Source organism: Streptomyces sp. NBC_00086 (assembly GCF_026343255.1).
Classification (GTDB): Bacteria; Actinomycetota; Actinomycetes; order Streptomycetales; family Streptomycetaceae; genus Streptomyces.
On the sequence record NZ_JAPELZ010000001.1, the window covers coordinates 3,921,649 to 3,942,205 of the forward strand.

General features: G+C 72.6%; 20 protein-coding genes. 13 read left to right on the forward strand and 7 right to left on the reverse strand.

The genetic code is table 11. The annotated features are described in order from the left end of the window. Positions 1-171 precede the first annotated feature (171 nt). Positions 172-1,551, reverse strand: a complete 1,380-nt coding sequence (locus OG276_RS17495) for an aspartate aminotransferase family protein (protein ID WP_266906533.1) — start codon at positions 1,549-1,551, stop codon at positions 172-174. A gap of 97 nt (positions 1,552-1,648) precedes the next feature. After that, complete coding sequence (locus tag OG276_RS17500; RefSeq protein ID WP_266906535.1) at positions 1,649-2,425, reverse strand: SDR family NAD(P)-dependent oxidoreductase; 777 nt, start codon at positions 2,423-2,425, stop codon at positions 1,649-1,651. Between the two features lie 396 nt (positions 2,426-2,821). On the opposite strand from OG276_RS17500, the gene kdpF reads away from it, so the two are divergent. The 4 genes from kdpF to kdpC are packed head-to-tail and all read left to right on the forward strand — an operon-like array spanning position 2,822 to position 7,331. Further along, entirely contained in the window at positions 2,822-2,911 is a 90-nt protein-coding gene (kdpF, locus tag OG276_RS17505; RefSeq protein WP_243330869.1) for a K(+)-transporting ATPase subunit F, read from the forward strand. Between the two features lie 5 nt (positions 2,912-2,916). Then, the gene (gene kdpA, locus OG276_RS17510; RefSeq protein ID WP_266906538.1) at positions 2,917-4,581 is read left to right on the forward strand and encodes a potassium-transporting ATPase subunit KdpA; all 1,665 of its coding nucleotides are present in this window, start codon (positions 2,917-2,919) and stop codon (positions 4,579-4,581) included. After that, positions 4,578-6,677 (forward strand): potassium-transporting ATPase subunit KdpB, encoded by a 2,100-nt coding sequence (gene kdpB, locus OG276_RS17515; RefSeq protein WP_266906540.1) that lies wholly within the window; start codon positions 4,578-4,580, stop codon positions 6,675-6,677. The genes kdpA and kdpB overlap by 4 nt, the downstream gene beginning before the upstream one ends. Positions 6,678-6,698: 21 nt before the next feature. Then, positions 6,699-7,331 carry a potassium-transporting ATPase subunit KdpC gene (gene kdpC, locus OG276_RS17520; protein WP_266906542.1) on the forward strand — a complete coding sequence of 211 codons (633 nt, stop codon included), beginning with the start codon at positions 6,699-6,701 and terminating at the stop codon, positions 7,329-7,331. On the opposite strand, the gene OG276_RS17525 is transcribed toward kdpC, so the two are convergent. Further along, a complete protein-coding gene (locus tag OG276_RS17525) occupies positions 7,321-7,704 on the reverse strand; it encodes a Ser-Thr-rich GPI-anchored membrane family protein (protein ID WP_266906544.1) in 384 nt (127 codons plus the stop codon). The two genes, kdpC and OG276_RS17525, sit on opposite strands and share 11 nt — an antisense overlap. A 293-nt stretch (positions 7,705-7,997) precedes the next feature. Between OG276_RS17525 and OG276_RS17530 the strand changes: the two genes are divergently transcribed. Both OG276_RS17530 and OG276_RS17535 read left to right on the forward strand, forming a co-directional pair. Then, complete coding sequence (locus OG276_RS17530) at positions 7,998-8,939, forward strand: SMP-30/gluconolactonase/LRE family protein (protein ID WP_266906546.1); 942 nt, start codon at positions 7,998-8,000, stop codon at positions 8,937-8,939. A gap of 43 nt (positions 8,940-8,982) precedes the next feature. Further along, entirely contained in the window at positions 8,983-9,534 is a 552-nt protein-coding gene (locus OG276_RS17535; RefSeq protein ID WP_266906548.1) for a GNAT family N-acetyltransferase, read from the forward strand. A 130-nt stretch (positions 9,535-9,664) separates the two neighbouring features. On the opposite strand, the gene OG276_RS17540 is transcribed toward OG276_RS17535, so the two are convergent. Further along, the gene (locus OG276_RS17540; RefSeq protein ID WP_266906550.1) at positions 9,665-11,167 is read right to left on the reverse strand and encodes a hypothetical protein; all 1,503 of its coding nucleotides are present in this window, start codon (positions 11,165-11,167) and stop codon (positions 9,665-9,667) included. 128 nt (positions 11,168-11,295) lie between these two features. On the opposite strand from OG276_RS17540, the gene OG276_RS17545 reads away from it, so the two are divergent. The 5 genes from OG276_RS17545 (at position 11,296) to OG276_RS17565 (ending at position 15,446) form a co-directional block, all read left to right on the forward strand. Further along, positions 11,296-12,549 carry a 3-oxoacyl-[acyl-carrier-protein] synthase III C-terminal domain-containing protein gene (locus OG276_RS17545; protein ID WP_266906552.1) on the forward strand — a complete coding sequence of 418 codons (1,254 nt, stop codon included), beginning with the start codon at positions 11,296-11,298 and terminating at the stop codon, positions 12,547-12,549. A 35-nt stretch (positions 12,550-12,584) separates the two neighbouring features. Further along, positions 12,585-13,466, forward strand: coding sequence for a hypothetical protein (locus OG276_RS17550; protein WP_266906554.1), 882 nt, complete (start codon positions 12,585-12,587; stop codon positions 13,464-13,466). Positions 13,467-13,970: 504 nt separating this feature from the next. Further along, positions 13,971-14,639, forward strand: a complete 669-nt coding sequence (locus tag OG276_RS17555; protein WP_266906556.1) for a class F sortase — start codon at positions 13,971-13,973, stop codon at positions 14,637-14,639. Positions 14,640-14,774: 135 nt separating this feature from the next. Next, a complete protein-coding gene (locus tag OG276_RS17560; protein ID WP_266906558.1) occupies positions 14,775-15,155 on the forward strand; it encodes a hypothetical protein in 381 nt (126 codons plus the stop codon). A gap of 132 nt (positions 15,156-15,287) precedes the next feature. Continuing rightward, the gene (locus OG276_RS17565; RefSeq protein ID WP_266906560.1) at positions 15,288-15,446 is read left to right on the forward strand and encodes a hypothetical protein; all 159 of its coding nucleotides are present in this window, start codon (positions 15,288-15,290) and stop codon (positions 15,444-15,446) included. Positions 15,447-15,715: 269 nt separating this feature from the next. Here the strand turns inward: OG276_RS17565 and OG276_RS17570 are convergent, their stop codons facing one another. From OG276_RS17570 to OG276_RS17580, 3 genes are all read right to left on the reverse strand, one after another. Further along, a complete protein-coding gene (locus OG276_RS17570) occupies positions 15,716-16,129 on the reverse strand; it encodes a hypothetical protein (RefSeq protein ID WP_266906562.1) in 414 nt (137 codons plus the stop codon). A 68-nt stretch (positions 16,130-16,197) separates the two neighbouring features. Beyond that, on the reverse strand, positions 16,198-16,605 hold the full coding sequence (locus OG276_RS17575; RefSeq protein WP_266906564.1) for a RidA family protein: 408 nt from the start codon (positions 16,603-16,605) through the stop codon (positions 16,198-16,200). A gap of 61 nt (positions 16,606-16,666) precedes the next feature. Then, entirely contained in the window at positions 16,667-17,140 is a 474-nt protein-coding gene (locus OG276_RS17580; RefSeq protein ID WP_266906566.1) for an Rrf2 family transcriptional regulator, read from the reverse strand. Positions 17,141-17,260: 120 nt separating this feature from the next. Between OG276_RS17580 and OG276_RS17585 the strand changes: the two genes are divergently transcribed. Both OG276_RS17585 and OG276_RS17590 read left to right on the forward strand, forming a co-directional pair. Continuing rightward, positions 17,261-18,088: a hypothetical protein gene (locus OG276_RS17585; RefSeq protein WP_266906568.1), complete on the forward strand. Its 828-nt coding sequence runs from the start codon at positions 17,261-17,263 to the stop codon at positions 18,086-18,088. A 93-nt stretch (positions 18,089-18,181) separates the two neighbouring features. Continuing rightward, positions 18,182-20,224: an FUSC family protein gene (locus OG276_RS17590; RefSeq protein ID WP_266906570.1), complete on the forward strand. Its 2,043-nt coding sequence runs from the start codon at positions 18,182-18,184 to the stop codon at positions 20,222-20,224. Positions 20,225-20,557 lie beyond the last annotated feature (333 nt).

Sequence of the window (20,557 nt, forward strand, 5' to 3'; positions counted from 1 at the left end):
GCCCCCCGCCGTTCGGTCACGCCGATTCCCCGCGTGGACCGCCCCGGGACTGACGTGCATCCCGGTCCGTAGGTGCCTGTTGATTCCAGCACGTCCCCCTGCTGTTCGTAAGGGAGCGGATCCTCCGATAACAAGCACCCACGGCTTGGGCAACCGTACGATCTGCGCAGGTCAGACCGTGTGCGCGTCGGCCACCGACAGGGCCTCGTCGATGATCCGCAGCCCCTTGTCCACATCCTCGGCGGACACGTTGCAGGGCGGTGCGACGTGGATGCGGTTCCCGGCGAGCAGCGGCCACAGCCCGGCCTTCTTCAGGGCCGCCCCGAACTCGGCCATCGGCGCGTTGTCCGCGCCGGCGGCGTTGTACGGGACCAAGGGCTCGCGCGTCTCCTTGTTCCGTACGAGCTCCAGGGCCCAGAACGTGCCGAGCCCCCGGACCTCCCCGACGGACGGGTGGCGCTCCGCGAGGGCGGCGAGGCCCGGCCCGAGCAGCTCCGCGCCGGTGCGGGCGGACTGCTCCACGGTGCCCTCCTCCTCCATGACATTGATCGTCGCGACGGCGGCGGCGCAGGCCAGCACGTGCCCGGAGTACGTCAGCCCGCCCGGGTAGGGCCGGCGGGCGAAGGTCTCCGCGATGGCGGCCGAGATGGCGACCCCGCCGAGGGGGACGTATCCGCTGGTCACGCCCTTGGCGAAGCAGATCAGGTCGGGGGTGACGTCCCAGTGCTCGGAGGCGAACCACTTACCGGTGCGGCCGAAGCCGACCATGATCTCGTCGAGGATGAAGACGATGCCGAAGCGGTCGCAGAGCTCGCGCACGCCGGCCAGGTAGCCGTCGGGGTGCACGAGCACGCCGGGGGCTCCGCCGACGGTCTCCAGGATGATCGCGGCGATGGACTGCGGGCCCTCGAAGACGATGGTGTCTTCCAGGTGGCGCAGTGCGCGCTCGCACTCCTCGGCGGGGGTGGCCGCGTAGAAGGGCGAGCGGTAGGCGAAGGGGCCCCAGAAGTGCACGACGCCGGCGGTGGCGCTGTCGTTGCCGAAGCGGCGCGCGTCCCCGGTGAGGTTGATCGCGGTGGAGGTGGCCCCGTGGTACGAGCGGTACGCGGAGAGCACCTTGGCGCGGCCGGTGTGCACCCGGGCCATGCGGACGGCGTTCTCCACGGCCTCGGCGCCCGCGTTGGTGAAGAAGATCTTGTCGAGGTCGCCCGGGGTGCGCTCGGCGATCAGCCGGGCGGCCTCGGAGCGCACGTCGACGGCGAAGCCGGGCGCGACGGTGCAGAGCTTGCCGGCCTGCTCGGCGATGGCCGCGGCCACCTTCGGGTGCTGGTAGCCGATGTTCGTGTAGACGAGGGCACTGGAGAAGTCGAGGAAGCGGTTGCCGTCGTAGTCCCAGAAGTAGGAACCCTCGGCACCGGCCACGGCGAGCGGGTCGATGAGCTCTTGCGCCGACCAGGAGTGGAAGACGTGACTGCGGTCGTCGGCCTTCACGGTGGCCTTTGCGGAGGAGGCCTGTGTGGCGGCGTCGCGTGCGTCGGCTTCTGCGTTCATATTCCGAGGGTAGTTGTCCACGATGTGGAATCCGGTGGGGACGGCCGGCAGGGGGCCGGGGACGGGCTTGGGGCGGGTCGGCAGCGCGCCGGGGGCGTCAGACGACGTGCCGGCCGCCGTCGACGGTGAGCACGTCGCCGGTCGTGTAGGCGGCGTCGACCAGGTAGAGCGCGGCCTCGGCCACGTCCTCGGGGGTGCCCACGCGGCGCAGCGGGGTGTTCTCGGTGATCCACTCCCGCGAGCTCTCCCAGACCTGGTCCTCGCCCTCGTACCAGGGGGTGTCGATCAGGCCGGGCGCGATCGCGTTCACCCGGACGGCGGGTCCGAGCTGGGAGGCCAACAGCCGGGTCATGTGGTTGACCGCGGCCTTGCTGACGGCGTAGGGGACGGAGCTGCCCAGCGCGCGGGTCGCGGAGACCGAGGAGATGTTGACGATCGAGGCCGGGGAGCCGCTCGCGCCGGATTCCCGCAGGTGGGGGGTGGCGGCGGTGATCATCTGCCAGGTGCCGACGACGTTGACCTCGAATATCTCGCGCCAGGCGTCGGCGTCGGCCGCGTCCAGGTCGCCCAGGGGGATGAACCGGGTGACGCCCGCGTTGTTGACCAGGATGTCGAGCCGTCCGTACGTGTCGATCGCCGTCCGGACGATCCGCCGCGCGTCGGCGGCGTCCGCGACGTCGCCCCGTACGTAGACCGCGTCGGGCAGTTCGGCGGCGAGCGCCTTGCCCGCGTCCTCGCTGCGCGCCGAGTTCAGGACCACGCGGATTCCGGCCGCCGCCAGTCTGCGGGCGATGCCCGCGCCGATGCCGGAGGAGGAACCGGTGATCAGGGCGACACGGTTCTCGACTCGGTTCTCGACTCGGGTCTCGGACATGGGATTCCTCCTGGCAGGGGTTCGCGCTCCGCGTGCGGACGACCGGAGCATAACGCGAATACCACATCCTGGAAAAGAATTTCCGTTATATGGAATTCGATCTTCCACCCCTTAGGCGGGGATCGCCACATACCGGGCATATCACCCCACATCCACTTAGCCTGAGCCAACGACACGTCCACCCGCGTTAGGGACCCGTCAAGGCCGCGCCAACGGGCGTATGGGCCCCGTCAAGGAAGCCTGTGAGCAGCCGAAAAGGCGTTCCACTCAGAGGTGTCCGAAAAACGCCCGCCCTCGAACCCTCCGGGAGCTCACGATGGCCGATCTGGCCTTCGTCGTCACCACGATCGCGGTCTTCGCGCTGGTGGTCCTCGTCGCCAAGGGGGTGGCCAAGCTGTGAACGCCGAAAACGTCATCGGCCTGCTGGTCGCCGTCGCGCTGCTGGGTTACCTCGTCGTCGCCCTCGTCTTCCCGGAGAGGTTCTAGCGCCGATGAGTCCCGTCCTCGCCGGGGTGCTCCAGCTGCTCGCGCTCGTCGCGGCCCTGGCCCTCGCCTATCGCCCCCTGGGCGATCACATGGCCCGCGTCTACTCCTCGAAGAAGCACTACGCCCCCGAGAAGTGGATCTACAAGGCGGTCGGCGCCAATCCGAACGCCGAGATGCGCTGGCCGGCGTACCTGCGCTCGGTCCTCGCCTTCTCCGCGGTGAGCGTCCTCTTCCTCTACCTGCTCCAGCGCCTGCAGGGCCACCTGCCCGGCTCCCTCGGCTTCGTCTCCATCAAGCCGGACCAGGCCTTCAACACGGCCGCCTCCTTCGTGTCGAACACGAACTGGCAGTCGTACGCCGGTGAGCAGGCCATGGGCCCGCTCGTGCAGACCGGCGGCCTGGCCGTGCAGAACTTCCTCTCGGCCGCCGTGGGCATGGCCGTCGCGGTGGCCCTCGTACGGGGCTTCGCGCGCTCCCGCACCGGCGAGCTCGGCAACTTCTGGTCCGACCTGGTCCGCGGCACCGTGCGCATCCTGCTCCCGCTGGCGGCGATCGCCGCAGTCGTGCTGGTGGCCTGCGGGGTCATCCAGAACTTCTCCGGCATCCACGAGGTCGGGCAGTTCCTCGGAGCCAAGCAGCAGTGGAACGGCGGGGCGGTCGCCTCGCAGGAGGCCATCAAGGAGCTGGGCACCAACGGCGGCGGCTACTTCAACGCCAACTCCGCCCACCCCTTCGAGAACCCGACCCCCTTCTCGAACCTCTTCGAGATCTTCCTGATCCTGCTCATCCCCTTCGCGCTGACCCGCACCTTCGGCCGGATGATCGGCTCGGTCCGCCAGGGCTACGCGATCCTCGCCACGATGGTCACCATCTGGCTCGGCTTCACCGCCCTGATGATGTGGACGGAATTCGGCCACCACGGCCCGGCGCTCCAGGCCGCCGGCGGTGCGATGGAGGGCAAGGAGGCCCGCTTCGGGATCGGCGCGTCCGCGATCTTCTCGGTCGCCACGACGCTGACCTCGACCGGCGCCGTCAACTCCTTCCACTCCTCCTACACCGGCCTCGGCGGCGGGATCCAGCTGCTGGGCATGCAGCTCGGCGAGATCGCACCCGGCGGCGTCGGCTCCGGCCTCTACGGCATGCTGATCATGGCGATCATCGCGGTGTTCATCGCCGGCCTGATGGTCGGCCGCACCCCCGAGTACCTGGGCAAGAAGATCGGCACCCGCCAGATCAAGTTCGCGGCCTGCTACATCCTCATCACCCCCGCCGTGGTGCTCGGGTTCACGGCCCTGGCGATGGCCCTGCCCACCCCCGGGCACTCCATGTCCAACGGCGGCGCGCACGGCTTCTCCGAGGTCCTCTACGCCTACACCTCGGCCGGCAACAACAACGGCTCGGCCTTCGCGGGCCTGAACGCCAACACCCAGTGGTTCAACACCACCACCGGTCTGGCCATGCTGCTCGGCCGCTTCCTGCCGATGGTCTTCGTCCTGGCCCTGGCCGGCTCGCTCGCCGAGCAGCAGCCGGTCCCGGCCACCGCGGGCACCCTGCGCACCGAGAAGCCGCTGTTCACCTTCCTGCTCGTCGGCACGATCATCATCGTCACGGGCCTCACCTACTTCCCGGCCCTGGCGCTGGGCCCGCTCGCCGAAGGGCTCGCCTCATGAGCACCGTCACCTCCACCCGAGCCCCGCACGGGGACCTGCCCAGCGGTCACAAGCCCGAGAAGGCCAAGATCGGCGGCGGCATCTTCGACCCGAAGCAGCTGCTGAAGTCCTTCCCGGACGCGGTCCGCAAGCTCGACCCCCGGGTCATGGTCAAGTCCCCGGTCATGTTCGTGGTCCTGATCGGTTCCGTACTGACCACGGCGCTGGCGATCTCCGACCCGGGCAACCTCTTCGGCTGGGCGATCACCGTCTGGCTGTGGCTGACCACCCTCTTCGCCAACCTCGCCGAAGCGGTGGCCGAAGGCCGCGGCAAGGCCCAGGCCGACACCCTGCGCAAGGCCAAGACCGACACCGTCGCCCGCCGCCTGAACGGCGCCGTCGAGGAACAGGTCCCGGGCACGGATCTCCGTATCGGCGACCTGGTGGTCTGCGAGGCCGGCGACATCATCCCCGGCGACGGTGATGTCGTCGAAGGCGTCGCCTCGGTCGACGAGTCCGCCATCACCGGCGAATCGGCCCCGGTCATCCGCGAGTCGGGCGGCGACCGCTCCGCCGTCACCGGCGGCACCAAGGTGCTCTCCGACCGGATCGTCATCAAGATCACGACGAAGCCCGGCGAGACCTTCATCGACCGCATGATCAACCTGGTCGAGGGCGCCTCCCGGCAGAAGACTCCGAACGAGATCGCGCTCAACATCCTGCTCGCCTCGCTGACGATCGTCTTCCTGCTCGCCGTCGTCACCCTCCAGCCGTTCGCGATGTACGCGCACGCCAAGCAGTCGATGATCGTGCTGACCGCGCTGCTGGTCTGCCTCATCCCGACCACCATCGGCGCCCTGCTCTCCGCCATCGGCATCGCGGGCATGGACCGCCTGGTCCAGCGCAACGTCCTGGCCATGTCGGGGCGCGCGGTGGAAGCCGCCGGCGACGTCTCGACCCTGCTCCTCGACAAGACCGGCACCATCACCCTCGGCAATCGCCAGGCCTCCGAGTTCGTCCCCGTCACCGGCGCGATCGCCGCCGAGCTGGCCGATGCCGCCCAGCTCTCCTCGCTGGCCGACGAGACCCCCGAGGGCCGCTCCATCGTGGTCCTCGCGAAGGAGAAGTACGGCCTGCGCGAACGCCACCAGGGCGAGTTGGCCGGCGCCGAATGGATCCCCTTCACCGCGCAGACCCGCATGTCGGGCGTGGACGTCGACGGCCGCAAGGTCCGCAAGGGCGCGGCCGGTTCGATCATCGCCTGGGTCGGCGAACAGGGCGGTACGGTCGCCCCGGACGCGCGGGCCAAGGTGGACGAGATCTCCGGCGCCGGCGGCACCCCGCTGCTCGTCGCGCTGGAGGACGAGAAGGGCGCCCGGATCCTCGGCGTCATCCACCTCAAGGACGTGGTCAAGGAGGGCATGCGCGAACGCTTCGACGAGCTGCGGCGCATGGGCATCAAGACCATCATGATCACCGGTGACAACCCGCTGACCGCCAAGGCCATCGCCGAGGAGGCGGGCGTAGACGACTTCCTCGCCGAGGCCACCCCCGAGGACAAGATGGCCCTCATCAAGCGGGAGCAGGCGGGCGGCAAGCTCGTCGCCATGACGGGTGACGGTACGAACGACGCCCCGGCTCTGGCTCAGGCGGACGTCGGCGTCGCGATGAACACCGGCACCTCGGCCGCCAAGGAGGCCGGGAACATGGTGGACCTGGACTCCAACCCCACCAAGCTCATCGAAATCGTGGAGATCGGCAAGCAGTTGCTGATCACCCGGGGCGCGCTGACCACCTTCTCCATCGCCAACGACGTCGCCAAGTACTTCGCGATCATCCCGGCGATGTTCGCGGCGGTCTACCCGGGCCTGGACAAGCTCAACATCATGGGCCTGCACTCCCCCGACTCCGCGATCCTCTCCGCCGTCATCTTCAACGCGCTGGTGATCATCGCCCTGGTCCCGCTCGCCCTCAAGGGCGTCCGGTACCGGCCCACCAGCGCCGACAAGATGCTCCGCCGCAACCTCACGCTCTACGGACTCGGCGGCCTGGTCGCCCCGTTCATCGGCATCAAGCTCATCGACATGGTCGTCTCCCTCATCCCCGGCCTGCGCTGAAAATCAGGAAGTGCTGACCCCATGAACAACTCCGTAGGCAACACCGCCCGCCTCCTCGGCGCCGGGCTGCGCGCCCTCCTCGTCCTCACCGTGCTGTGCGGGGTCCTCTACCCGCTCGCCGTCACCGGCATCGCCCAGGCCGCCTTCGGCCACAAGGCCAACGGCTCCGAGGTCGAGGACGCGAGCGGCAAGGTCGTCGGCTCCTCCCTGATCGGCCAGTCGTACGGGGACGACCCGCGCTGGTTCCAGGGGCGCCCGGCGGCGGGACTCGCCAAGAACACCGTCAACCAGCAGTACGAGCTGCTGGTCTCCGGCGCCACCAACAAGGCGGCGGACAGCCCGGAGCTGCTGAGGGCGGTGCAGGAGGCCAGGTCCAGGGTCCTGCTCGACAACACCGTGCCGGGCTACGCCCCGCGGCTCTCCGACATCCCGGCGGACGCGGTGACCTCCTCCGGCTCCGGCCTGGACCCGGACATCTCCCCGGCCTACGCGGAGCTCCAGACGGCCCGCGTCGCCCAGCGCAACGGCCTCCCCGTGATGGAGGTCGCGAAGCTGGTGAAGGCCCACACCGAGGGCCGCACCCTCGGCTTCATGGGCGAACCGCGCGTCAACGTCCTGGAACTGAACACGGCCCTTCGGGACCTCAAGCCGTGATGGTGACCGGCTGGCTGTAGGAGTCGAGCGCGCCCGTCGCAGAGGTGACGAGGACGAGGTAGCGGCCCGGGGGGAGGGCGGGGACCGTCACCGTGACGCCGGTGCGGTGGGTGGCGACGCCGGTCACGAGGACGGCCCTCGTCCGGGACCGGCTGCCGTCCATCGTGACGAGCTCGACGTCCACCACGTCCCCGGCCGGGCCCACCACGTACCAGGCGACGGCCTGCCGGGTGCCGCGGGGCCAGACCGCGCCCGCCCCGGGGGTGTGCACCAGGAGGTTCTCCGACTCCAGGAGGACCGCGACTTCGGGGCGGTTCAGGCCCTTCCAGACGTACCTGGCGAGGGACTTCAAAGAGGGGGCGGTGATCGCCATGGGGGGGGCTCCTTCACTGGGTGCGCGGCCGGCTGCGGGTGGTGTCCGTGGTGAGTCCGGTCAGGGGGTCCAATCCCCCATTCAAGAGTCGCCGCCGGACCCCTCGGCCGCCTCGTCCTTTTGGCCGGTCCCGCCTCGTCCCTGCGGGGAGGCGGCCGCGGGGCGGCACCGAGGCAACCGCTGTGATCCACACCTCTCCCTTCGGGAGGATCTTGCGTGGGCCATACGTGATCCTGCAATGTCTCTCTTGAGCCGAAGGACATTCGGCTTCTCTGCGAGATGAGGGGGATCTCATGTACGAGAAGTTCGACGAACGGTTCAGGACCGGCCGGTGCATGAACGGGGACGACGCGCTGGAGGTCCTCCACACCGGCTGCCGCTGGGCCGAGGGCCCCGTCTACGTACCCGCGTGGCGGCAAGTGGTCTGGAGCGACATCCCCAACGACCGGATGCTGCGGTGGGACGAGGAGACCGGGGCCGTCTCCGTCTTCCGGCGGAACGCCGGGCACACCAACGGCAACACCCTCGACCGGCAGGGCCGGCTGGTCACCTGCGAGCAGGGCAATCGCCGGGTGACGCGGACCGAGCACGACGGCACGATCACGGTGCTGGCCGACCGCTGGCAGGGCAAGCGCCTCAACAGCCCGAACGACGCCGCGGTCAGGTCGGACGGCTCGATCTGGTTCTCCGACCCGGACTTCGGCATCACCAGCGACTACGAGGGGTACGTGGCCGAGAGCGAGATCGGCTCCAACAACGTCTACCGCATCGACCCCGGCACCGGTGAAGTCCGCCTGGTCGCCGACTGTTTCGAGGCCCCGAACGGTCTCGTCTTCTCCCCCGACGAGCAGCGGCTCTTCGTCTCCGACACCCGCGGCGGCGCCATCCGGGTCTTCGACGTGCGCGAAGACGGCACCCTCTGCGACGGCAAGGTGTTCGCGGACGCGGCGGCCCGTCCAGGGGCCCGCTTCGACAACCTCCGCTTCGACGACGCCGGCCGGCTCTGGGCGGCCGCCATGAGCGACGGGGTGCACTGCTACGACCCCGACGGCACCCTGATCGGGCGGCTCCGCGTCCCCGAGACGGTGTCCAACATCGCCTGGGGCGGGGCCAAGCGCAACCGCCTCTTCATCACGGCCGAGACCAGCCTCTACTCGGCGGTCATGGGCGTCACCGGCACCCACCCCACCGGACCGGGTCGCAGGCCCTGGCTCGACGGCTCCGGCCGCCCCTGAAATCCCGGTGCCGGGGGCCGGACCGCCCTGGCAGACTCCGCGCATGGACGACACCAGCGGCAGGGATGAGCCCCGCCACCGCGTACGCGAGATGACCGAGCCCGACATCGACGCCGTGGCCGCCGTGCGGGTGAGCGGCTGGCGCTACGCCTACGCCGGGCTGATGCCGCAGTCCTATCTGGACGGGCTCAGCGCCGCCGAGTACGCCGGGCAACGGCGTGCCGCCTTCGCCGATCCCGCCAATGCCGTGACCAACCTCGTGGCCGAGGGACCGGACGGCGCGGTCCTGGGGTGGGCCGCCTTCGGCCCCGCCCAGGGCACGGATCCCGAGGGCGCGGCGCCCGACGAAGGCGAGCTGTACGCCCTGTACGCGCGGCCCGACGTCATCGGCACCGGCGTCGGGCGGGCCCTGCTGACCGAGGTGCTGCGCCGGGCGGCCTACCCCGCGGTACGGCTCTGGGTGGTCGAGGGCAACGATCGGGCACGCCGGTTCTACGAGCGTGCCGGGTTCCGTCCCGACGGCGGAGTCCTCGTCGACGAGACGGACGGCTTCCCGGTGCACGAGGTCGGCTACCGCCGGACCGCTGCGGGCTGAGCGGCCCTCCACGTCCCGGCCTGCCTCGTCCCGTCCCGGCCCTGCCCCGTCCCGGCCCTGCCCGTCCCGTACCGGCCCGCCCCGTCCCGTACCGGCCCGCCCCGTCCCGTACCGGCCCGCCCCGTCGCGTTCACGGCAGCCTCTCCGCCAGCGCCCGGGCCATCGCCACGGTCGGGACCGCCTCCCGCGTCCGCCGGTACGGGGTCAGGTCGCGCAGCAGCCGGCCGAGTGCCTCGCGTACCGCACGCGACTGCACCGCCGGGGCGGCCGTGAGGAACGCCCGCCAGTGCTCGCAGGCCCGGGTGAGGTGTCCGAGGCGCAGCAGGGTTTCGGCGAGCGCGGCGTGCGTGAGCGCGGTGGCCCGGTGCTGGCCGGCCGTGCGGCCGCGCAGGGACCGCTCCAGGGCCTCGACCGCTGCCGGGAACTCCCCGAGGGCGAGGTGGGCCCGGGCCCGCGCGAAGTCGAGATCGGCCCGGGCGTACGAATCGAAGGGCCCGTCGGGCGGCTTCACCGCGTGCCACCCGTGCAAGCGGTCGGCGGCGGCCAGATCCGCTGCGGCGGCGGCCCGTTGACCGGCGTGGGCGTGCGCGGCCGCGCGCTGGACCAGGAGGAACGCCAGCGTGCCGGGTTCTCCGTCGGCGGGCGCGGTCTCCACCGCCGTCCGGGCGAGCCGTACCGCGTGCGCGGGCTGCCCGAGCCGGCCGGCGTGCGCGCTCATCGCGCGCAGGGTGATGGCGTACATCCGCCGGTCGTCGGCCTGCCGGGCCAGTCCGAGGGCGATGCCGTGGTACTCCTGCGCGAGCCCGTGGTAGCCGGAGTCGGCCGTCATCTCCGCGAGCAGATGCGCGAGTTGGGCGTACCCGCGCCACACCTCCGCCTCCCCGCGGCCGCGCCCCGACACCCCCCGGCCGCGTAGGCCGGCGGGCCCCGGGCCGTCCGTGTGGCGGGCCGCGAAGGCGCCGGCGTCCTGGGCCAGCCAGGCGGCCAGGGCCGCGCGGGTGTGGACGCCGCCGTGGGTGAGGTAGAGCCCCGAGAAGCTCACCGCGAGGGCCTTCAACTGCTCTGCGTGCGCCGCGAGATGCCGTCGGGCGGCGAGCTCCGCGATGCTGGTGGCGGTACCTGTGCCCGTGCCCGTGCCTCTGCCCGTTCCCGTGCCCGTACGCGGACCGGTGACGGCGCCCGCGCCGTCCGCGCCGCCCTCCGCCGGATCCGGGTCCCATACCGGGGCCGGCACCGGGACCGGCTGGTACGGGCTGCGCAGCAGCGGCGGCCTGCCGTGCGGGTCCGCGTCCGCCCTGGCCTGGAGCGCGAGTCGGAGCAGCCCCTCACCCCCGCCTCCGGCGGCCGCCCCGGGCCGTCCGCCGGGCCCCGCCGAGCCCGCGCCGAGGCCCGCCTCCGCCACGGTGACCAGCCGCCCGCACCGTTCCGTCAGCGCCGCCGCGATCAGCTCGGGCACGGGCCGGCGCGGCCGGGTGCCCGACAGCCAGTGGGCGACGGCGGTCCGGTCGTAGCGCAGGGCCAGTCCGTGCAGGGTCCCGAGCCCGTTGACGGCCCGCGCCAGCTCCGCCCCGCTCCACCCGGCCTCGGCCAGCAGGTCCCCCAGCCAGGCATTGGCCACCCGCCGCCCGCTCACGAGGACCACCCGCGGCGGGAGTCGGAATTCAACGCTTTCACCACTGCACCCCCCGCATTCCCTTCTCCCCGTCCGCTCCCTGGTGTTCGCTGGAGCCGTCCCCATCGGATTCCACGGACCGGAGAAACATGTCTGCCTCGGAAACGGCCACCCCCTCCGCACCCGCTCCGTACGCGTACCCGTTCCCCTACCGGATTTCCGGTGTCGGCGCGCAGATCGGCGAGATCATATCCGTCGAGAAATGGGCCGAACTCGCGCACATCCCGCACCGCAAGCGGGTCGGCAAGGAAATCAGCGGCACCGATATCGAGCGCATCCTCGGGGTCACCTCCAAGAGCTGGGACCGGGACCGTTTCGCCTCGCTCGACACCGTCGTCGACGTCGCCCGCGCGGCCCTGCGCTCCGCCCTCGCCGAGCCCGAGGACATCGACGCCGTCTTCGTGGCCACCTGCACCCCGTACGAGATCATGCTCGACCAGGACGCCTTCAACCTGCTGCGCCGCCTGCGCATCCCGGACAGCGTGCCCCCCTTCCAGCTCGGCGCCGGCTGCGGCGGGCTCTCCCGCGTGGCGGCGCACCTGGCCCGGACGGGGGCCCGGCGCGCGCTGGTGATCTCGTACAACGCCGCGAGCCCCATCGGGATGGACGAGAACGGCGTCATTTCCCAGTACAGCGGCGCGGACGGAGAGCATCCCTTCGCGCACACCCTGTGGTGTTCCGGGGCGCTGTTCTCCGATGCCGCGACCGCGCTCGTATTCGAGCGGGACGAAAGCTTCGAAGGCGGCCTCGGTTTCTATTCGCGCGATTCCCTCGATTTCGGGGGCGAGCCCGGATTCAGCGATCCGCTCATCCATTACCCCGGCGGCGGCGCCGCCCACCCGCCGGGCTTTGCCGGGTCCGCCGAACTCTCCGCATTCGGGCTCAACGGGCCGGAACTGGCCCGTTATTATTCGCGCGGCATGATGCTGAACCAGGAGACCCTGGACGCCCACCGCCCCGGTTTCGTGGACGAGGTCCGCCGGATCTACACGCACCAGGCCGGCCCGGCCCTGGTCGAGAACTACCACCAGCTCGCCGGCCTGGACACCCGGAAGGCCCCCGCGCACGCCCGCGAGCTCGGCAACCTCGTCACCTCCGCGACCCCGGTGCTCTTCTACACCGACGTGATCAACGGCCTGGTCGGCGCGGGCGACAGCGTCTGCTTCTCCGTCATCGGCGCCGGCCCCGAGCGCGGGGCCTTCCTCACCCGGGTCGCGATCCCGGGCGAGGTCACCGTCACCACACCGCTGCCGCCCGTCCCGGCCGCCGCCGGGACCGCCGGGGCCACCAGGGCCGCCGGCTCCCCCGGAGCCATCAGAACCACCGCCACCGCCACCGCGTAGACGCACGCGCCCACCTCCCTCGAAACGAGTCCGCCGTGCACATCGCCCTCGCCGGGGCCGCCAGCCCCACCGGCATCCGGCTCGCCGCCGAGCTGCTCGGCCGCGGCCACCACCTGACCCTGCTCACCGCCACCGACGTACGGCAGAGCAGGCTCCTGCTGGCCCGTCAGCTCGCGCTGATCGGGCTGTATCCCGAGTACGTGGACCTCCTCTCGGCCCGGCTCCACGCGCGCCGGGGCGCCGAGGTCCTGTCCGGCGCCGCACCCGCGTCCGCGGCTTCCGCAGCCCGGTCGGGCCGCTTCGACGCCGTCTGGTGCGTGGAGCAGCCCGCCGCCACCGCGGCCGCGCTGCTGCCGCTCGCCTCCGGAGGGGAGGGGCGTACGGCGTTCCACCTGGTCACCGTCGGAGACGCGGGTCCGGCCGGGCGTACGGTCGCCGCCGCGGCCGTACGGGACGGGTTCCCGGCCGGGGTGCACTGCCTGGCCCCGACCGTCAGCGACCTGGCCGACCATGCGGAGCTGCCCCGGCCCGCTTTCACCCGGCTCGCCGTCGCCGAGTCCGTCCGGCCGGCTCCGGCGGCGCCACCGTCGCCGGAGCCGGGGGCCCCGGCGACGGTCAGCCTGCTTCCGCTGGCCCCCGCCGCCCGCGCCCTGGCGGAGGCCGCCGGGGAACCGGGCTGGTCGGGGCTGCGCCGCATCGGCTGGGTGCACGCACACCCCACCGAGGGCACGGAGCTGACCCGTGCGGTCGGCCCCGAGCTGGCCCCGGGGCTGCTGCGGCGCCTGTCGGAGCTCCAGCCCGCGGCCGCCACGACCGAGCTGGACGGGCCGCCGCTCGGCGCCGGGTACCTCACCCGGGCTGCGGCGCCCGTCCTGCCTCCGGTCCGGCGGGCCGCCCGGCAGCCGGAGCGGGTGTGAACGCGGCGGAGCGGCCCTGATGGGAGCGGCGCGTGAGGGACGGCCTCGCGGACCCGGCCGGAAGGGTCGGCAGGTGCGGACGGGCCGGCAGGAGCGGACGGGTCGGCAGGAGCGGACGGGTCGGAGGGCAAGGGGCCCCCATGGCCAGGGCATATGCGTATGGGTCATTCATGATCCAAGGACAAGCCGCCCGGACCACCCCCGCAACTCAGGCCGAAGGTCCGGCACATCGGTCCGCTTGACAGGTTTTCGCATGTGGCAGAACGTGCCGCCGATCCGACACGCCCAAGGTCCGCCCTTGACGTTCTCACCCGTTCGGGCGCACACCCCCCACACCCGGTCCGGCCCCGGTCCACCGCCCGCCATCTGCGAAGACGTGTCCGAGGGAGGTCCGTACGGCGATGACCTGCCGTCAGTTGTCCGTGTTACGCGCCCCGCCGGGGGGCGTGGAGGGGTCCACTGCTCTCGGGACCGGCCGCCCGAGCCGGACCAGGAGGGATTCCCATGCCCCGCGCCAAGTGGGTGGTCGGCGTACTGACGGTGGCTCTGCTGTGCACCGGCCTAGGGGTGTTGCGCACCACCGAGGGCGGCAGGCCCGCCGCCCCGACCGCGGGCGACGCACTGCCCTCGCGGGTCCTGGGGCTGTCCGGCCCGCGCCGGCTGGCCCGGCAGCTGGAGCACTCAGGCGGACACACCACCGGCAAGGGCTCGCGGCGGCCCGGACGGTCGGGGGTCACGGCCCTGCCTGCCTCGCCGCCGCTGCGCCTGCTCATCCCGGCCCTCGGAACGGACGTACCGCTGACGGGCGGTACCCCGCCGGACGCCGGGAACGCCGGTCCGCAGGGGCCGTACGCGGCGGAGCTCCAGCCCGGCGCCGCCGACGCCAAGGCGCCCGCCCCCGAGAGCGCCGTGTGGGACTCCGCGGGCCCGGCCCCGGGCGCGGCCGGCACCGCCGTGGTCTCCGGAGACCTCCCCCGGATCGGCGAACTCCGGCGCGGGCAGACGATCGAGGTCGTGCGCGCCGACCGGCGTACGGCCGTGTTCACCGTGACCCGCGTCTCTCCCGGGGCCGCCGGGCGGGGAGGGCCGTCCGCACGGGCCCAACTCCGGCTGGTCAGCGGTGAAACGGCCGTCCTGGCCCGCCTCACCGGCCACCGCCGCACCCTGCGCTGACCTGCGGCCTTCCCCCGGAAGACCGACGCCCCCTGCGGCCACCTGACGGGCCGTGGGGGGTGTCTTCGTCCCCCGGTCGAGGGATGCTGCGGTTCCGGCGGAGAGTCCGCCCGCGTGTCGGGGCACACCCTCCGCATGAGCGGGACACAGCGTGCGCTGACGGCACCGGACAGGGCCCTGATGACGGCCCTGACGGTGCTCTGCGTCGTGCTGCTGTGCCTGTTCGGCGTCGGCGGAGCCGGTCCGTCCACCGCGACGGCCGAAGGCCCCCGCCCGGCGCCCACCGCCCCGGCCGAGCCCACCGAGGCACCGGCCGATCCGGCCGGCGATCCCGAAGTACGGGTGGCGGTACGGGTGCCCGCGCGCGGCGTCCCCGGCGTACGGGGCCTGCAGCGGCCGGTGTTTCACGTGAAACCTCCCCGGTCCGGCCCCATGGAGCCGGCCGCGGACCCGACGGGGGCGCTCGCACCCGCGGCATCCCTGCGGGCGGTACGGAGTGTGGTCCTGCGCTGCTGACGGGGCCGAGAGGCCGAGCAGCAGCACCGCGCGCCCGGCACGGCCGGTCCACCGGGCACACCCGGCTCCCCCGGCTCCCGATGGCCCTTGGCGCGCGTCCCCCCACACCCCGACACACCGTGAGGTTCCGCCATGCCCTTCGACCCGTACCTCGCCCTGAACGCCATGCTCCGCGCCGAGGCCGCCCGCTTCTCCCCGCCGGCCCCGCCCGCACGCCAGCCGGAACCCGAGTCCGCCAAGACCGCCCAGACCACCGCCGAGGCCCCGGCCGGAGACGACACGGCCGCGTAGGGCGTCGCGCAGGGGCATCAGGACATGAGGGGGCACCGGTTCCCGCGCCCTCGGCAACGGAGAGTGGTCACGTGAGGTTCGACCACGGGGCACGGAAACCGGCGCCTCATTGAGTCTCGGTCACCGACCCACTCACTCACCTCGGCCTTTTGTCCGTATGTGACCCGCCGAAAGTACCGCGCCGCCGAGTTGCCCACAGAGGCACACACCGGAGCCCCGGCCACCCGCCACGTGCGGGGGCCGGGGCTGCGGCGTACCGACACCGCGCCCTAGGCGGCGTTGCGCGTGTGGTACCGGTAGAAGGCGGCCGCGCCGACGCCCGCGCCGACGAGCAGGCCCAGGCCGGAGCTCTTCAGGATGGACTCGCCGGCCAGGCTGTAGAGGTAGCCGAAGGAGATGCCCGCGAAGATCCCGTACGCCGCCGCGTGCGGCTCCTGCGCCAGCCGCGGGCCGATCCGGGCCAGCGCCACCAGGCAGGCGGCGAAAATCGCGCCGCACAGGATCCCGTAGAAGACGTTGCCCGCGTCGACGGGCCCCATCTGACGTTTCATGAAGGCGGCGTAGACGCCGTAGACCAGTCCCATGAGCAGGGGTCGCGTGAGGGCGGACCTGCTCGCGTGGGCCGCCGTACGGGACGCCGGCTGCCGGTGCCCCCGGGGGGCGGTGGGTGCCGCATGTGCCATGACGGGCTCCTCTCTCCCATCATCCAGGGCACACCCGCAACCCGGGACCGGCAACCGGAGCAGGCGGCCTAGGCGGTCGGAGCCGCCCGGACCGCCACCGCGTCGATCTCGAAGAGCATGTCCGGCAGGGCCAGCGCGGCCACGCCGATCAGCGTCTGGGCGGGCAGTTCGGTGCCCCAGGCGGCGTGCAGGTGCTTGAGCAGCACCTGCAGCTTCTCCTGGTCGTGCCCGACGACGTACGTCCCGATGCGGACCACGTCGCCGAGGCCCAGACCCACGGCCTCCAGGGCCGTGCGGAGATTCGCGAAGGCCTGGCCGACCTGGGCGTCGAACGCGTCGGAGACGACGTGGCCCGTCGGGCCGGAGCCGTACTGGCCGGCTATGAAGACCTGCTCTCCGGGCGCGGAGACGACGTGGCTGTAGCCGTAGCCGGTGGGGTCGTGGAGTTCTGCCGGGTTGGTGATGCTGCGCGTCATTCCAAGCTCCTGGGTCAGTTGTCCAAGGGGTGGGGCGGCACGGAGCCGCGTCCGTACGCGCCTAGTGGGCGGCGGCGAGCCAGGCGCGCAGGCGTTCGGGGGCGTCGGGGGCCTGCCGTTCGGCCTGCTGCCGGATCTCGTCGAGGGTCTGGGCGGCCAGCGCGCGGCGCCAGGCCAGTTCGGCCCGGCCCATCGCGTGCGCGATGGCGCAGTCGGCCGCGGGCGGCTCCTCGCCGCCACCGGGGCCCTGCTGCCGGATCTCCGCGCACCGGAAGGCCTCGTCCGGCCCTTCCACGGCGGCGACCACGTCCATGAGCGAGATGGAGTCGAGCGGGCGCGCGAGGCGGAAGCCGCCCCGCGGGCCGGGCGTGGAGGTGACGATGCCCGCCCGGGCCAGGGCCTGGAGCTGCTTGTTGAGGTACGCGGCGGGCAGCTCGTGCCAGGCCGCCAGCCGGGCCGCCGGGACCGCCCTGCCGTCACCACTCCAGGCCAGGTTGAGGCAGCTGTGCAGGGCCCATTCGACGCCCTCGCTCATTTTCATAACCTGGATATTAGATGTCCAGAATAAGGTCCGCAAGGGAGACACGCCCGACCGCACCACCCGGCCGCAGCAACCCGGCTCGCGCCGCGCGCCCGGCCCCCTTTCCCTGGTGACGTGCGGACCTTCCTCTCGGCGGTACTCGTCGCGCTCGTGGCCCTGCTGGTGCCCGCGAGCGCCGTCGCGTACTGGGCCGATCACGAACTCGGCAGCGTCGACCGCTACACCGCGGCGATGTCCCCGCTCGCCTCGGATCCCGCCGTCCAGAACCTCGTCGTCACCCAGGCCGGCCGCGCCCTCTCCGGGCAGATCGACGCCGGCCCCTTCCAGGACGGGGTCGACACCCTGCTCGGCGAGGCCCTGCGCTCCTTCGTCGGCACCGCGGCCTACCAAACCGCCTGGGACGCCGCGAACCACGCCGCCCACGGCGCCTTCTTCCAGGCGCTCACCACCGGTGACGGCAACGCCGTGACCATCGACCTCGCCCCCGTGATCGCCCGGGTCAAGGGCGATCTCGTCGAGAACGGGGTGCCGTTCGCCGACCGCATCCCCGAGACCCACCTCTCGGTGAAGGTCATGGAGTACGACAACCTCGGCGCGCTCCGGAAGGGCTTCCGCATGCTGCAGATCGCCGGGGTCTGGCTCCCCGTGCTCACCCTGGTGCTGGCCGCGGCGGCCATCGCCGTCGCCGTCCGTCGCCGCCGGGCCGTCCTGGCCACCGGGCTGGGGCTGGCCGTCGGAGCCGTCCTGCTGTGGGCGGCCGTGGTCCTGTGCCGCCGCCTCACCCTGAACGACCTGCCGGCCGACATCGACCGGCCCGCCGCCGAAGCGGTGTACGACGCGCTCACCGCGTTCCTGCGGACCACCGCCTGGGTGGTGCTGGCCGTCGGGCTGGCCGCCGCGCTGGCCGCCTGGCTGACGGGCCGACTGCGCCGCACCCCATAAGCTCGGAACGGGCGGATTGGCACGCAAATCCGTAGAAGAATCCATAGAGCAGCGCAGAAGAACCGATTCACGAGCGGCGTCACGGAAGCGGGAATGAGCACCGAACGCACCGAAGGCATACCGTCCGGGCGGGCCGGGCGGACAGGACCGGCCGGGCCGGCGGCAGCCGGACGGTTCGGTCCGCTGGCCCCTCCCGCCTGGCTGCTGAAGGGGCTGCGGCCCAGCTCCGCACCGATCCCCTGGGCCGCCGCACTGCGCGCGGCCGTCGCCATGGCCCTGCCACTGGCCGTCGGCTTCGCCCTCGACGAGCCCGAGTACGGCGCGCTGGTCTCGATGGGCGCCCTGTCCGGGGTCATCGGCGACACCGCGGACGCCTACCGGATGCGGATCCTGAACATCGCCGTGCCCCAGCTCTTCGGGGCCGTGGGCGTCGCGCTGGGCACCTTGGTCTTCGGCCACGGCTGGGTTGCGGTCGGCGTCCTCACCCTGATCGCCCTGGTCTCCGGGATGATCTCCTCCATCGGCACGGTGGCCTCCGTCTCCGGGCTGCTGCTCCTCCTGAACGCCGTCGTCGGCGCCGGCCTGCCGATGCCCAGCCCCTGGTGGACGGCCCCCCTCCTGCTGAGCGCCGGCGGGCTGTTCGTCCTCCTGCTGACCCTGCTGGGCTGGCCGCTGCGCGGCCGGCAGCCGGAACGGGCCGCCGTCGCCGCCGCCTACCGGGCCCTGGCCGACAGCCTGGAGGCCGCGGGCGGACCGGGCCCCGCGTACGAGGCGCGCCGCCAGCAGGTCACCCAGTCCCTGAACCACGCCTACGACCTGGTGCTGGGCCGCCGGACCCGGGTACACGGCCACAGTCCCTCCCTCGTGCGGATGCTGGCCCAGCTGAACGTGCTGATCCCGCTCGTCGAGGCCGCGCCCGCCGCGCACCTGCGCCGCAGACCCCTCTCCCCCGCGATCCCGGCGGCCGTACGGGACCTGGCGACGGCCGTCGAGGAGGGCCGCACGGACATCCCCGTACTGGACCTGCCCGCGCCGGACGGCCAGTCCGAGCGGGCCATCGACGCGGCCCTGCGGCACGCCGCGACGATCGTGCCGCTGGCCGAGCCCGACATGCACAACGTCGACGACCGCCTCGGCCGGCCCGCCGCGCTGCGGGTCCGGGCCCGGCGGGTGGTGCGCGACATGATGTTCTCCGAGGCCTCCTGGCGGTACGGGCTGCGGCTCGCGCTGTGCATCGGGCTGGCGCAGTCCCTCGTATCGGTAGTGGAGATCGAGCGCTCCTACTGGGTCGCCCTCACGGTCACCTTCGTCCTCAAGCCCGACTTCGGCTCGGTGTTCTCCCGGGCCGTGCTGCGCGCGCTGGGCACCGCGGGCGGGCTCGTCGTGGCGGCCGCCGTGCTCTCGGAGGTTCCCCGGGGATGGTGGGACGTGCCCGTCATGGTGGTCCTGGCGGCCCTCATCCCCGTCTTCTCGGTCAAGGGCTACGCCTTCCAGACCGCGGCGATCACCCCGGTCATCCTGCTCCTCTCCGACCTGCTCAACCACCAGGGCTTCGACCTGGTCCGGCCGCGGCTGCTCGACAGCCTGATCGGCTGCGCCATCACCCTGATCGCCGGGTACATGCTCTGGCCCGAGAGCTGGCACACCCGGATCGGCGACCGGCTCGCCGACACGGTGGACGACGCCGCCCGGTACGTGGAGCGCGCCTTCGGCGCCCACCCCGACACCGAAGCCGGAGTCCGCGCGGCCCGCACCGCCCGGCTCCAAGCCCGCCGCCGCATCTACCGGGACCTGTCGGGCGTGCGCAACGAGTTCCAGCGGGCCCTGACCGAACCGCCGCCGACCGGGGAACGGGCCGCCGCGTGGTGGCCCCTGGTAGTGGCCGTGGAGCGGATCGTCGACGCGACGACGGCCGCCCGGGTCCGCGTCAACCACGGCGCGCACCCCCCGGGCCCCCAAGAGGTCAAGGCCATCGCCAAGGACCTCCGAGCCCTGGCCCAAGGCGTCCGCCGAGTCGACACCCCCACCCTGCTCCGCCCCACCCCACCCCCCGAGATCGACGAATCCTCCGTCCTCTCCCCGGTCCGCCAGGAACTAACAGCAGCAAGAGCCATCACGGACCCCACCCTCGGCTAAATCCACCCCGGCCGACCCAAATCCAGGCCCGCCGACCCAAATCCCGGCCCGCCGACCCATCCAGGCCCGGCGACCCAAATCCAACCCCGCCGGGCCAAATCCAGCCTCGCCGGCGTTTGAGGCGCGGGGTCTGGGGCGGAGCCCCAGGACACGGCGCCGCAGGTCACCAAGGGGCCGAGCCCAACCCCAGCCCCACCGGGCCAAACCCAACCCCGCCGGGCCACACCCAGCCCCGCCGGCGTTTGAGGCGCGGGGTCTGGGGCGGAGCCCCAGGACACGGCGCCGCAGGTCACCAAGGGGCCGAGCCCAAACCCAGCCCCGCCGGCGTTTGAG

What these genes read in the sequence shown, in the direction of transcription:
- OG276_RS17570 (WP_266906562.1), bottom strand. Translation starts at nt 16,129, where the DNA reads ATGGCACATGCGGCACCCACCGCCCCCCGGGGGCACCGGCAGCCGGCG.
- OG276_RS17575 (WP_266906564.1), bottom strand. Translation starts at nt 16,605, where the DNA reads ATGACGCGCAGCATCACCAACCCGGCAGAACTCCACGACCCCACCGGC.
- OG276_RS17560 (WP_266906558.1), top strand. Translation starts at nt 14,775, where the DNA reads ATGAGCGGGACACAGCGTGCGCTGACGGCACCGGACAGGGCCCTGATG.
- OG276_RS17555 (WP_266906556.1), top strand. Translation starts at nt 13,971, where the DNA reads ATGCCCCGCGCCAAGTGGGTGGTCGGCGTACTGACGGTGGCTCTGCTG.
- OG276_RS17500 (WP_266906535.1), bottom strand. Translation starts at nt 2,425, where the DNA reads ATGTCCGAGACCCGAGTCGAGAACCGAGTCGAGAACCGTGTCGCCCTG.
- OG276_RS17590 (WP_266906570.1), top strand. Translation starts at nt 18,182, where the DNA reads ATGAGCACCGAACGCACCGAAGGCATACCGTCCGGGCGGGCCGGGCGG.
- kdpC (WP_266906542.1), top strand. Translation starts at nt 6,699, where the DNA reads ATGAACAACTCCGTAGGCAACACCGCCCGCCTCCTCGGCGCCGGGCTG.
- kdpA (WP_266906538.1), top strand. Translation starts at nt 2,917, where the DNA reads ATGAGTCCCGTCCTCGCCGGGGTGCTCCAGCTGCTCGCGCTCGTCGCG.
- OG276_RS17535 (WP_266906548.1), top strand. Translation starts at nt 8,983, where the DNA reads ATGGACGACACCAGCGGCAGGGATGAGCCCCGCCACCGCGTACGCGAG.
- OG276_RS17545 (WP_266906552.1), top strand. Translation starts at nt 11,296, where the DNA reads ATGTCTGCCTCGGAAACGGCCACCCCCTCCGCACCCGCTCCGTACGCG.
- OG276_RS17580 (WP_266906566.1), bottom strand. Translation starts at nt 17,140, where the DNA reads ATGAGCGAGGGCGTCGAATGGGCCCTGCACAGCTGCCTCAACCTGGCC.
- OG276_RS17495 (WP_266906533.1), bottom strand. Translation starts at nt 1,551, where the DNA reads ATGAACGCAGAAGCCGACGCACGCGACGCCGCCACACAGGCCTCCTCC.
- OG276_RS17525 (WP_266906544.1), bottom strand. Translation starts at nt 7,704, where the DNA reads ATGGCGATCACCGCCCCCTCTTTGAAGTCCCTCGCCAGGTACGTCTGG.
- kdpB (WP_266906540.1), top strand. Translation starts at nt 4,578, where the DNA reads ATGAGCACCGTCACCTCCACCCGAGCCCCGCACGGGGACCTGCCCAGC.
- OG276_RS17530 (WP_266906546.1), top strand. Translation starts at nt 7,998, where the DNA reads ATGTACGAGAAGTTCGACGAACGGTTCAGGACCGGCCGGTGCATGAAC.
- OG276_RS17565 (WP_266906560.1), top strand. Translation starts at nt 15,288, where the DNA reads ATGCCCTTCGACCCGTACCTCGCCCTGAACGCCATGCTCCGCGCCGAG.